The organism is Pricia antarctica (assembly GCF_900101815.1).
Classification (GTDB): Bacteria; Bacteroidota; Bacteroidia; order Flavobacteriales; family Flavobacteriaceae; genus Pricia; species Pricia antarctica.
In genome coordinates this window covers 223,495-236,438 of sequence record NZ_FNAO01000005.1, presented here as the reverse complement: position 1 = coordinate 236,438, position 12,944 = coordinate 223,495, and the positions used below count along the sequence as shown (strand labels likewise).

Annotated in this window: 11 protein-coding genes and 1 pseudogene; 3 read left to right on the top strand and 9 right to left on the bottom strand. The window is 44.0% G+C overall.

The window, feature by feature from the left end; translation table 11 throughout:
• Positions 1 to 11 precede the first annotated feature (11 nt).
• From BLT07_RS11090 to BLT07_RS11055, 9 genes and pseudogenes are all read right to left on the bottom strand, one after another.
• Positions 12 to 1,802: a Na/Pi cotransporter family protein gene (locus BLT07_RS11090; RefSeq protein ID WP_091868652.1), complete on the bottom strand. Its 1,791-nt coding sequence runs from the start codon at positions 1,800 to 1,802 to the stop codon at positions 12 to 14.
• Between the two features lie 249 nt (positions 1,803 to 2,051).
• Positions 2,052 to 2,852 (bottom strand): polyphosphate kinase 2, encoded by an 801-nt coding sequence (gene ppk2, locus BLT07_RS11085; protein ID WP_091868998.1) that lies wholly within the window; start codon positions 2,850 to 2,852, stop codon positions 2,052 to 2,054.
• Between the two features lie 300 nt (positions 2,853 to 3,152).
• Positions 3,153 to 3,239 (bottom strand): annotated as a pseudogene (locus BLT07_RS21365) (transcriptional regulator); the annotation flags it as partial.
• A 130-nt stretch (positions 3,240 to 3,369) separates the two neighbouring features.
• Positions 3,370 to 4,176, bottom strand: a complete 807-nt coding sequence (locus BLT07_RS11080; RefSeq protein WP_091868650.1) for a universal stress protein — start codon at positions 4,174 to 4,176, stop codon at positions 3,370 to 3,372.
• Between the two features lie 165 nt (positions 4,177 to 4,341).
• Positions 4,342 to 5,088, bottom strand: coding sequence for a succinate dehydrogenase/fumarate reductase iron-sulfur subunit (locus tag BLT07_RS11075; protein ID WP_091868648.1), 747 nt, complete (start codon positions 5,086 to 5,088; stop codon positions 4,342 to 4,344).
• 107 nt (positions 5,089 to 5,195) lie between these two features.
• Positions 5,196 to 7,199 carry a fumarate reductase/succinate dehydrogenase flavoprotein subunit gene (locus BLT07_RS11070; RefSeq protein ID WP_091868646.1) on the bottom strand — a complete coding sequence of 668 codons (2,004 nt, stop codon included), beginning with the start codon at positions 7,197 to 7,199 and terminating at the stop codon, positions 5,196 to 5,198.
• 16 nt (positions 7,200 to 7,215) lie between these two features.
• Positions 7,216 to 8,850: a phosphoenolpyruvate carboxykinase (ATP) gene (gene pckA / locus BLT07_RS11065; protein WP_091868996.1), complete on the bottom strand. Its 1,635-nt coding sequence runs from the start codon at positions 8,848 to 8,850 to the stop codon at positions 7,216 to 7,218.
• A 77-nt stretch (positions 8,851 to 8,927) separates the two neighbouring features.
• Complete coding sequence (locus tag BLT07_RS11060) at positions 8,928 to 9,713, bottom strand: universal stress protein (protein WP_091868643.1); 786 nt, start codon at positions 9,711 to 9,713, stop codon at positions 8,928 to 8,930.
• 198 nt (positions 9,714 to 9,911) lie between these two features.
• Positions 9,912 to 10,490 (bottom strand): HdeD family acid-resistance protein, encoded by a 579-nt coding sequence (locus BLT07_RS11055; protein ID WP_091868641.1) that lies wholly within the window; start codon positions 10,488 to 10,490, stop codon positions 9,912 to 9,914.
• A 322-nt stretch (positions 10,491 to 10,812) separates the two neighbouring features.
• Between BLT07_RS11055 and BLT07_RS11050 the strand changes: the two genes are divergently transcribed.
• The 3 genes from BLT07_RS11050 (at position 10,813) to BLT07_RS21360 (ending at position 12,854) form a co-directional block, all read left to right on the top strand.
• Positions 10,813 to 11,865: a response regulator gene (locus tag BLT07_RS11050; protein WP_091868994.1), complete on the top strand. Its 1,053-nt coding sequence runs from the start codon at positions 10,813 to 10,815 to the stop codon at positions 11,863 to 11,865.
• Between the two features lie 149 nt (positions 11,866 to 12,014).
• Positions 12,015 to 12,650, top strand: a complete 636-nt coding sequence (locus BLT07_RS11045) for a universal stress protein (protein WP_245726522.1) — start codon at positions 12,015 to 12,017, stop codon at positions 12,648 to 12,650.
• Between the two features lie 9 nt (positions 12,651 to 12,659).
• A complete protein-coding gene (locus BLT07_RS21360) occupies positions 12,660 to 12,854 on the top strand; it encodes a hypothetical protein (RefSeq protein WP_245726521.1) in 195 nt (64 codons plus the stop codon).
• Positions 12,855 to 12,944 lie beyond the last annotated feature (90 nt).

The window sequence follows — 12,944 nt, the reverse complement described above, 5'->3', positions numbered from 1 at the left end:
TCACAGAAATTTCAAACGAATCTCGCCTCCGCAGTATGATATTGTTTGCCATTCTCCAGTAGAGAGTCTTTTTCTACATAGAGAAGTTCTGCGACCGAAATCAAGTTTTTAATGATATCGTTCAGATTATCCTTGTCATTTACTAAGGAAGAGGCCATTTTGGCGTCGATCAGATTTTCCCTTATAAGGCTATTTATAGATTTATTGGTTTTATGCTTTCGCTCTTTCGCCTTCTTTCTCAGTGCCAAAAGTTTATTATAATGCTGTTCTTTATCTTCAAGGGTCCTGAACAGGTAAATGACACGCAGCACCTTAATGATTTTTTTCCGAAACTTAGTGTACTGATCGACCATGTGAACATTCTTCGAATCTCGATATAAGTCAACATTTATACTCATTTCCAGAACTGCTTTTATTATTTCCACCATCTTACGATTGGCAACGACTATCTCGGAAATTCGGTCGATCTGATTTTTGCCCAGGTTTAAAGTGCCTTGAGCCGTGGTGGCATACCTTATTATTTCACCATAGATAGTTTTTACCTTATTGTAATATAGATTGCGGACATCCGCATTCAAATCCATTTTAGATTTTTCGACGATTTCTTTGGGACTTAGCTCGGATATAATATCCGTTCTATGAATATTTAGGGCGTGCGCGACGATTTCAAAAACTGCATTTTCATATAAATATTTAGATTCTTTCACAAGTGCGGAAACCGTCGTACCCGGAAACTGCAGGATGGTTTCGTTCAAATATTTGGGTTCTTCGATACCTTTATCATCCTTTTCAACGAAAAACCGCATCAAGAACTTCTGAATCGTTTTCATGAGCGGTAGCATTACGATTACGCCCAACACGTTGAAAAGCGTATGGAACATCGCCAATCGAAGCATAAAATTACCGCTTGAAATGCCGACCGCATCGGAAAGATACTTCACCAGGTCAGCAAGCGGATATATGAAGGCTATGGCAATAATCCCCGTAACCACATTGAATATCAAGTGCGCACCGGCAAGTCTTTTCCCCGCCATGTTCGAACTTAGGGAACCTAAGATTGCAGTGATTGTAGTACCAACATTTGCACCTATGGCCAGTGCCAAGGCATTCTCATATTCAATTTGTCCGGCTGCCAAAGCAGTTAAGACCAACGCCATGGTCGCTGCGCTTGATTGCAAAATAGTAGTTACGACAATACCTATTCCTGTATAGACCACTATCCCTAAGAACCCCGGAATCGCATATTGATTAAGATCGATGTATTCCTTAAAAACATCAAAACCTTCTTTCATGTAATGGATCCCCAAGAAAAAAAAACCCAGTCCTGCCAGAACATTCCCGATTCCCCTTAGCGAAACCCTTTTCTGTACTGAGAAAATTATGCCGAATACGAGCATGGGCATTGCCAGTGTCGATATATTTATATTCAGACCGAAACCCGCGATAAGCCAAGCTGTGGCCGTACTTCCGATATTTGCCCCAAAAATGAGTCCCATTCCACCGGTGAGGCTTATTAAGCCGGTACTTATAAATGAAATGGTAATTATCGACAATAATGAACTTGATTGTATCAGGGCGGTGACCAAGGCTCCGGCAGCAATACTTTTGTACAATTTCTCCGTCGCTTTTTTTAAAATGTTTTGGAGAGGACCTTTAGTGAAAACCTTAAATCCTTCCTCTAACATGATCATGCCGAAAAGTAAAATGGCGACTCCTGCGAGAATTGGCTCTAAATCGGGGTAAAAAACCAAAACAATGGCAAGCACAACTAAGAACGAATAAAAAAATGACTTTTTTATCATACGACAAACAGGTAGAATGATTGTATCAGGTTCCTTCTATACTTATTTATGTAAAGTAATGTAAATTAATAGCAAATTACTTTGATATTTTTAAGGATGAAAGAGGAAATAAGTTACCAGATTTTCTTGACTAATTTGAGTTAATAAACATATTCTTTCAGGGATGAATTTTATATTGAATGGATAATATTAAAAATACCCAAATGGGTGTTACGTCGCTATACAAATGTGTGCAACAGGGTATCAAAGTCAGTACTTTTCAGGTACGAAGGTCTGATATTTCATCGGAGGGCGCACATAACTAGTTTTTCTGGGCAAGGGAAGCAGCTTTATGGATGGGAAATCCATTTTTTCATATGGAATCTGACTCAAAATATGGCTAATGCAGTTTAATCGTGCTTTTTTCTTATTGTCGGCATTCACTACGAACCAAGGTACCTGTTTGGTATCGGTATGGGCAAACATGTCGTCTTTAGCTTTGGAGAATTCCAACCATTTGGAACGCGACACCAAATCCATAGGACTAAATTTCCATTGTTTCAAAGGATTTTTTATACGGCTCTTAAAGCGCTTCTCCTGTTCTTCGTCACTCACTGAGAACCAATATTTCAGTACGATTATACCCGATCTGGCCAGCATGCGTTCAAAGTACGGACAAGAGCGCAAAAACTCATTGTATTCATCCTCAGTGCAAAAACCCATTACTTTTTCCACTCCTGCCCGGTTATACCAACTTCGATCAAAAATCACCATTTCACCTGCTGCCGGCAAGTGTGCCACATACCGCTGAAAATACCATTGCGTCTTTTCCCTTTCCGTAGGTATGCCTAGAGCGACCACTTTACATGAACGTGGGTTTAATGGAGCAGTAATTCGTTTTATTACGCCGCCTTTACCTGAGGCATCCCTTCCTTCAAAGATAATTACCACCTTCAGTCCTTTTGATTTTATCCATTCCTGAAGCTGCACTAGTTCTTTGTGTAAGCCCTTTAGAACATTTGCGTAATTATTATTCTTACGCTTACCAGCTTTTAATTTGGATGCTCCCATAATCAAATTTAAGAAAAAAAAAGGCTTAATCGAGTGGATGACACTGCCAATGCGAAACTCAATGGTATTCCTATTTTCGACTAAAATCGAAAATAAAATTTCCGTATTCAATTTTCAAGCAATGACCGAGCTTCAAACAGTACCATCGATGAACTTGATAAAATCAACAACATCCGCTTGTTGGCCCACATGATCCGAAGTATGAATTTCGGCAAGGGTTACTTTTGGTCTTTCCTCTTTCGTCCCCCCTTTTTCTGCATAAACCGTAATGCTGAAAAGCTTTATTTCGAAAAGACGTTACAAAATGGCCACTCTCGCAGGATGGCCAAAAGCTTTGGAGAACAGAGCTATTTCATTTTGAAGGTCGGTAAACCTCTCTGTCTTTGCTGATCTCGTTTTTCTCCTTTATTAATCGTAAAATTGCGATTAAGTTTTGGTGCCGCAATTATTTTTCTGGGTTATTTCGAGGTTCCGTTCGTTGTAAAGTAGGTATGGGATAGTGGATGAAAGAACTAGGTTATTCTACGATTGGAAGCACCATAAAAGGTACTTCCGTTCGAAAGGCCATATTTCGAACTACGGGTTCCCGTAATAATTTTTGAAAGTATCCATGCCTTGTCCTTAAAAGGGCGAGCAAACCGATTTCGGTTTTTTCCCGTTCAAAATTCCGCAAGGTGCCGGCAATCGTATCTTCCATTTTTATTTCCATGAACTTTGATTTTATTGGTTTTAGACCCTGTTTGAGCAGTTCCTTATTTTGTTTTTGGTCGTCGTTCAATTCCTTTTCGGTATGGACGTGTACTACGGTCAATCTCGAATTCCAAATTTTTGTTAGAATAATCAACGGCACCAATTCATGTTTTTCGAAACGATGCTTAAAGTCGGTGGCGAAGACGATCTCCTCCGGTAAACCGTGGTCATGCCCTTCGGGAACGGTAACTACTGGGCAGAAGACAAGGTGTTTTAAAACATCGGTAGTGTTGCCACCAATCAATATCTCACGCATGGCCGACGATCCTTTGGTGCCCATAAAGACAAAATCCACACCCTTATTGATGACCGTTCTGTTAACCAAGTTGATTACGGAATCGGTTTCCATAATCGTTTTAAAAAGGTGTTTCGAATTGTTTTTGGCCTCTAAAGTTTGCGCCAGCTGTTTCAAATCTTCTTTGGCGGTCATTTTATTTCCAGTTGCAGAGGGCACATTAAAATAGGCATGCAACAGATAAAAGGTACATGTTTCCTTTTCAAAAAGGTAAAGTGCATAGTCGATAGCTTTTTGGGCATTATCGGAAAAATCGGTGGGCAATAGAATCTTTTTCATGAGTCCGGATTTTTATTTTTATTCCAATGAACCTGCAGACCGGGACTGGGGACAGGAGTCGGGTAGGGAATTTTTCATACTTCTAAGGATTAAAGATAATTACGAAAAAATCCTTTTAATATGACGAAGGTCATTTGGGGCACAAGAAGAAAAATTCAAATTATTTTATCTGCTTAGACTTGCTTTTAGGTATTCCCTGTTCATTCGGGCGATATTTTCAAGAGATATTTCCTTGGGGCATTCCACCTCACAAGCCCCGGTGTTCGTACAATTGCCAAAGCCTTCGGCGTCCATCTGTTTTACCATATGGGCTACCCGTTCGCCGGCCTCTATTTTTCCCTGCGGCAACAGGGCAAATTGGGATACCTTGGCAGCGACAAAAAGCATGGCCGAAGCATTTTTACAGGTCGCTACGCAGGCCCCGCAACCTATACAGGTCGCGGCATCGAAGGCATTGTCAGAAACCGATTTTTCTATGGGTAGGGTATTGGCATCTTGCGGATTACCGGAAGTATTCACGGAAATATAGCCGCCTGCTTGCTGTATCCGGTCAAAGGCGGAACGGTCCACGACCAAATCCTTGATGACCGGGAAAGCCTTGGCCCTAAACGGTTCAATATAGATGGTGTCGCCGTAATTGAACCTACGCATGTGCAATTGGCATGTGGCGATTCCCCTATCGGGACCGTGCGGCCTACCGTTGATAAAAAGGGAGCACATACCACAGATACCTTCCCTACAATCATGGTCAAATGATACCGGGTTCTCTCCTTTTAAGATAAGGTCATAGTTGAGCGTATCCAACATTTCCAGAAATGAATCATTGGGGTTGACATCATTTATACGGTATTCGATCAACTTCCCTTTGTGTTCCGGACTTTTCTGTCGCCAAATTTTTAATGTTAGTTTCATCCGTTGATTCTTATTGATTTTTATAGTTCAGATGTAATTGGCCAATAATCGTCTCGGTGGGTATGAAGAATTAATGTGGCTCATTTCAAACCTGCTATTTTCATGGGCTATCTGTAGCTTCGCTGCTTCACTTCAATGTTTTCATAGACCAGTTTTTCTTTATGCAACAGGGCATTTCTGGGTTCGCCCTTGTACTCCCATGCAGCAACATGGGCGAAATCTGTATCGTTGCGTAGGGCTTCGCCGTCGGTGGTACGGAATTCCTCCCTCATATGCGCGCCACAGGATTCTTCTCTGAAAAGGGCATCTTTGGCATACAGTTCGGCCAGTTCCAAAAAATCGGCCAGACGACCGGCCTTGGCCAGTTCTTCGTTGAATTCTTCGGCCGTTCCGGGAACGATCGCGTTTTCCCAGAATGCTAAGCGAACGGACTTTATTTCTTCCATTGCGGTTTCCAATCCTTTTTTGTTCCGGTTGATGCCACAGTACTGCCACATGATCGTTCCTAATTTTTTATGGAAATAATCCACGGGATGGGAACCTTTGTTGTTGATCAATCGGTGTATCCTTTCGGTAACTTGCAATTCCGCCTCCTCAAATTCGATCGTTGTCGTCGGAATTTTTCCAGTGCCGATATCCTGTGAAAGATAATCTCCTATAGTGTAGGGGAGGATAAAGTAACCGTCCGCAAGACCCTGCATCAAAGCGGAGGCGCCTAGACGATTGGCGCCATGATCTGAAAAGTTGGCCTCTCCAATGGCAAATAGCCCTGGCACGGTGGTCATCAAATTATAATCCACCCAAAGTCCGCCCATAGTATAGTGGGTCGTCGGATAGATCATCATGGGGGTTTTATAGGGGTCTTGATCTATAATTTTCTGGTACATCTGAAAAAGATTACCATATTTTCCCTTGATGACTTCCTCGCCCAAACGCGTTATCAAGCGATCATCATCAGTGTCAAGTCCTTTTATGCGAGCCTGTTCTTTTCCGAAGCGATATATGGCGGAATGAAAATCCAAAAATACGGCCTGCCCGGTAACGTTGACCCCATAACCTGCATCACAGCGTTCTTTGGCGGCCCTTGACGCTACATCCCTGGGGACTAGGTTACCAAAGGCGGGATATTGTCTTTCCAGATAATAGTCCCTGTCTGCATCGGCGATATCGTTCGGTTGTTTAACACCTTCACGAAGGGCCTTGGCATCTTCTTGATCTTTTGGCACCCATATGCGCCCGTCGTTGCGAAGCGATTCCGACATAAGGGTCAGTTTCGACTGATTCGGGCCACCTACGGGAATGGCCGTGGGATGGATTTGGTTAAAACAGGGATTGGCCAGAAAAGCACCCCGTTTGTGGGCTTTCCAAGCGGCGGAAGCGTTGCAGCCCATGGCATAAGTGGATAGGTAGAATAGGTTTCCATAACCACCAGAGGCAATGACAACGGCATGGGCCGAATGTCGGTCTATCGCTCCGGACACCAAATTTCTGGAAATTATACCACGGGCCTTGTCGCCTAATAAAACTACATCCAACATCTCGTGCCGATTGAACATTTCGATTTTTCCGCGGGCTATCTGTCGGTTCAGGGCCGAATAGACCCCCAGCAACAACTGTTGCCCCGTTTGACCCTTGGCATAAAAGGTACGGGATACCTGTACGCCCCCAAAGGAGCGGTTGGCCAAAAGCCCCCCGTATTCCCTCGCAAAGGGCACGCCCTGGGCTACACATTGGTCGATAATGTTGGAAGACACCTCGGCCAAACGGTACACATTGGCCTCACGTGAACGGTAGTCGCCTCCTTTGATAGTATCGTAAAAAAGACGATAGACGGAATCGCCATCGCCTGTATAGTTCTTGGCTGCATTGATGCCTCCCTGTGCCGCGACCGAATGTGCCCGACGTGGCGAATCTTGAAAACAGAAGGCTTTTACGTTATAACCCAATTCCGCCAAGGTCGCCGCAGCGGATCCTCCTGCCAGACCCGTACCAACCACTATAACATCCAGCGAACGTTTGTTCGCCGGACTTATCAGGTTGATACTATTTTTATAAGTCGTCCATTTTTCCGCTAAGGGGCCTACCGGAATTTTGGCATTCAGTTCACTCATGGCACCGCTTTTAGAATTACATATGGTCCATAATCTGGTGCGCGTCGATCAGGGGCGCCCCGTGCATAATCTCATCGGAGGCTTGGTTGATGAACTTGTCAAAATTCAGGTGAAACGAATGCGCCAATTGAATGGCTTTGCTGACATACGCCCCTTTTTGCAACCAAGTGTTCATGGGGTCCAGCATTTCCGAGGGTACGTCTTTACAATACTTGGGCATGTGCAGCCCAAAAATAGGATGCTGTTCATAATCCACTTTTTCAAGTTCGCCTTCCAAGATCGAGGAAATCATGGCCCTTGTATATTTTAACTTGATCCGAGATCCTACACCGTAGGGTCCGCCTGTCCAACCCGTGTTGATCAGCCAAACGTTGACCCCTGCATCGGTCATTTTCTTGCTCAGCATTTCAGCATATACGGTCGGATGCAAAGGCATAAAAGGTTCCCCGAAACAGGCCGAGAAGGAGGGAACCGGTTCATTAATGCCTGCTTCGGTGCCCGCTACTTTGGCCGTATAGCCCGAAATAAAATGATAGGCCGCTTGTCCGGGAGTCAGTTTCGATACCGGGGGCAATACCCCAAAGGCATCACATGTCAAAAAGAAAATGTGCTTCGGATTTTTTGCGAAGGAGGGTACCTGTATGTTGTCGATATGTTCGATGGGATAGCTTACCCGAGTGTTCTGGGTAATGGAACTATCGGAATAGTCCACTTCTCTGGTACCTTCTTTGAAAACGATATTTTCCAAGAGCGCCCCAGGTCGGATGGCCCGGTAAATATCGGGTTCGTTCTCTTCGCTGAGGTCGATGACCTTGGCGTAGCAGCCTCCCTCGAAATTGAATATGGTGTTGTCGGCCGCCCAGCCGTGTTCGTCGTCGCCTATCAATTTTCGGTCAGGATCGGCGGAAAGGGTCGTTTTTCCCGTGCCGGATAACCCGAAGAAAATGGCGGTATCGCCTTTTTCCCCGACATTTGCTGAACAGTGCATCGGCAGTACGTTCTTCTCGGATGGAAGAATCAGGTTCAAGGCCGAAAAAATACCTTTTTTTATCTCCCCGGTATAGGCCGAACCCGCAACTAATGCAATTTTTTTGGTAAAATTAAGGATGGAGAAATTACCGGCCCTAATACCATAGGATTCCGGGTTTTCAGCTTCATATCCCGGAGCACAGAGTACCATCCATTCTTCCTCGAAACCCTCAAGTTCAACTTCTTCCAAACGGAGGAACATGTTCTTGACAAAAAAATTGGACCAGGGATACTCGGTAATCGTACGCACGTTCATCCGATATTCGGGATCGGCGCAGACATAGGCATCTCGAACATAGACTTCCTTTCCGGACAAATACGAAGCCACTTCATCGTAAAGACGATCAAAGTTTTCAGGGCTCAAGGGTTTGTTGGTACGGCCCCACCACACCTTGTCCTTGGTGTAATCGTCCTTGACTAAAAAACGATCCTTGGGCGACCTTCCGGTAAATTTTCCGGTGTTGACACAGAGCGTCCCATTCTCGGTCTCGGTGCCCATTCCTTTTTCTACGGTCAGTTTTTGGAGGGTTTCGCCGTTAAGGTTCCAATGGGCGGAAACATTTTTAAGTCCGTATTTACTTAAGTCGTTATGCTTGGATGTTTTCATTAGTGTTTCTTCCATGATTAGTTCCTTGGTTTTCATTTATTTCAATGCTTATGACGAATGGGAGGGCTTCTATTTAATGGTTTTATCACATTTCAATCAATAGCCAATACGGCTACTGTCGAATGCAGGGTCAACAACTGGGTCAACTGTCCTGCCGAAGGTTCGCTTCGTTTTGCATGGTTTCTAGGTAGGATGGCAACAAGGTCAATGTCATGGTTTTCGGCATAGGCCAAGATACCATCGACGACATCTTCGTTATTGATAAATACACGTTCCGAATAGAAATTTTCGAGGTAGTACTCTATAGCCTTCTCGTTCTTCTCCTCTTCTTCGGAATAGCCATAACTGCCCGGGCGGTTCTTTATCGTTACCACATGTACTTTGGCATTGAATCTTCGGGCGACCTCTAACAAGGCCCCTAAATCTTGGGTATCGTCTATTTCCTCTTTTCCAAGAACTAGGGCGATACGCTTCATTTGAAAATCTTGATAGCCCTTTGGGACCATTAGAACGGGACAATCGGCCTCCATAACGAGCTTTGAGGTATTGGTCTGTTCGGCACTGTCCTCCTTATTGGTGCCCAAAGTGCCCATGATCACAAGGTCTATTTTTTTTGTTTTTTGGATGTCTAAAAGGGCTTGAGTCACCGATCCGCCTTGAATGGTCCATTCCAGTTTTTTTCTGAGAGCCCTGCCGTATTTTTCGGCCAACTTTGTGAAATTTCCGGGATCCAACTTAAAATTACCATGTCCGGAGATATGGGCCAATACAATTTGAATATCGTCATCGCGTCCTACGAAGGCTACGGCGTATTCCAATGCCCTTTTGGCACTTTTTGAAAAATCGAAGGGCACGAGAATGGTCGAAATTTTATTCATGACATAAATTTTTTAACGTTCTGTTCAAAAGTAAGTAACAGTTTTGAGGCAAAACATGACGGCTGTCATTCCGGGTTAAAAAATGACATCCTTCGGAAAAGAGGAAATTAAGGTCTAAACCTACCGATGCAGATCGTGATAGCTATTGTAGTGTCTACAAACAAGAAATTCAGCAGTAGTAATGAACATGAAAAAAACTCAAACCGAATTCCCAACCCTTTTCCGCAAACCACCCAAATGGTACGCGACCGAAAAATTGAACATCCCCAAGGCCAAAAAGGCCAAAGCCATGGCGTAAACGATGCTCAATCCTCCCAGTATCGGATATACGATGATTAAGATTGCGAAAATCAATGTTCCGATTCCGGTAGCCAAAATCCATCCCCATCCCCCGATACTATAAGATTTTAGGCGAACGGAAACCCATACCGCCCTAGATCCCCTGTAAAATAGCCAAAGTGCTAAGACATATGTTATTAGATCCATGGTCATTACCGGATTGAAAAGTAAAAATCCACTGACAAGCAGCTCCAAAACCCCGCCCATAAAATGAAATCCCCAGTATTTGGTTTCCTTTCGGTAGAGCACCGAGGCAATAATTTCGAATGCTCCGGTTATCGCTAAAATTAGCGTAAAGAAAAAACTCAGCGACATATAGCTCGCCGAAGGGGTTATGAAAATCCAAATGCCCAGCAGCGCAAAGAGAAAGCCCAAACTCAGGTGTTTCCACCATTTTTTTGGTAATGGCACTATATTTAAATGGAGGGAATGTTTCATATGAGGCCAAAATTATTAAGGAGAGGAGGAACGTGAAATGATTTTTGTCATAAGAAAACGGTATTGGGCCGTTCCGGCCGCAAGTTTTATAGCTATTACGATCAATTCCGCAATAATTTTTACAAATCGTGTTTTAAGCATTATATTGGGGATGTGGGAAATACGCCGGCTTCTAACTATAAATACAGGTTAAAACAGGGGTTAGCATTACTATGGAGAAGGGATCATCATGGTAAAAGTCATTATATTTATTGCACAAAATTTAGTCGCCAGACCGGTCTTTCTGCTTCATTGCCGACCAAGCGGCGCGAAGAACGCACCTATGAAAAAAATACTACTGATTGAGGACGATACGATCTTGAGGGAAAATACCGCCGAACTATTGGAGCTTTCAAACTTTGAGGTGCGGACGGCCTCTAATGGAAAACTAGGTGTGATCGCGGCCAAAGAATACCTTCCGCATGTTATTCTCTGCGATATCATGATGCCGGAACTTGATGGTTACGGAGTATTGGATGCCTTGTCAAAAACCGAAGAGACCAGGGGTATTCCGTTTATTTTCCTATCCGCCAAGACCGAGCGCGAAGACATTCGCAAGGGCATGGAAATGGGTGCCGACGATTACCTGGCCAAACCTTTCACAGAGTCCGAACTTATCGGGGCAATTAAAAGTCGATTAGCGAAAATGGTGATCCTGAAGGATGTGGAGGACAAAAATTCCATATCCGGTACCATTTCCGAAAAACGAATAAAATCACTGCAACAATTCAAAAACTATATTAAGGATAACGGCGGGGAATATTCGTTCCAAACAAGGGAAACCATCTATTGCGAAGGTATGCATGCCAACATCATCTATCTGATACTCAAAGGAGCGGTAAAAATCCATAAACTGGACGAAAAGGGCAAAGAACTTATAACCGGTATCCATAGGCCCGATGATTTTTTCGGTTTTAGTTTTTTTACAAAAGACATTGTACATACCGAATATGCAACGGCCCTGGAGAAAACCGAACTGGTCGGCATTTCTTCGCAAAAGCTTCGACAGCTCCTCGAAGGCAACGATTGCCTGGCCATTGAGCTGATGCAGTTTCTATCCGAAAACCTATTCGAGGCCAAAGAACAGCTATTGGAAATGGCCTACGGTTCCGTTCGCAAAAAAACCGCCCGCACCATCCTCAAATTCGCCGAGAAGCTGCAAAAAGATTCCAAAGGAAATCTCCATATTCTCCGCAGCGACCTTGCTAGCGTGGCGGGTATGGCGACCGAGACGCTTATCCGCACCCTTTCGGGCTTCAAGAAAGAAGGGCTCGTTCAAATAGAGGGCCGGAACGTCAAAATTTTGGATATGGACAAACTTAGTCGGGTGTATTGAAGGGAAAATAAGGATTCATTTCCCTACCCGCCCAGAAACTTCGGGTAGGAGGGGAGCCAAAAAACTTTCCAAAACAACATGACCGTAATCATTTTGTGCGGCGTTCGGGTATCCTAATTTTACAAGATTGGACAAAAGCCGATCTTGACATGCAACAGCTACTTATTCCCACCGATTTTTCCGAAAATGCTTGGAATGCCCTCAAATATGGGCTGGAACTTTTCAAAAAGACCGAATGTACCATTCATCTGCTGCACGTAAATTCGATTCCGCCCTATTCCGGTGCGGGAACCTCGGTTCAAGCGGCGGGCGAAAACTTTAAGGATATTCTTTTGAAGGAGAGCAAAATAAGCCTTCAGGAACTTTTGGTCCGTATCGAAAAATTACCTGCCAACGATAGGCATACCTTTGTTCCGATAGCGCTCTATGATTATTTTGTGGATACCGTTAAGAGGGAGTCCGAAACGAAAAAGATAGACCTTATCATTATGGGTACCAAAGGCGCATCGGGACTCAAGAGAGCGACAATAGGGAGCAATACGGGCGATGTCATCGTGAAGGTCAAATGCCCGCTCTTGGCGGTTCCCGAAGATGCCGCGTTTTCCCCGCCCGGAGAAATTGCCTTCGTTACCGACTTTCATATCGGTTACGACCCAAAAGTATTGGATACCTTGATCAACATGGCGGTTTTGCACAATTCCATTATTCGGGTACTGTACATTTCAAAAAAGGGAGAAGAACTCTGCGACGAACAAGTAAAGAACAAAGATTTTCTCGACGATTAGTTGGTCGATGTGGAACATGGTTTCCATTCCCTGACCGGTACAAAATTGGAGACCGCCGTGCAAGCCTTTACCGAAAGTAGGGATATCGATATGATCGCGATGGTCGCCAAGAACCTGAACTTTTTTCAACGGATTCTTTTCCGCCCCGAAGTGGAAAAGATAAGCTACCATACCAAAGTGCCGTTTTTGGTCCTGCATGAGTAAAAAACGTATACTTCGGTAGGTTCGATTTCGGTGGCCGCCTATCTGATTTCACGCTTATGAATGGATCTATAAATGGACTAAGAAGTGTAT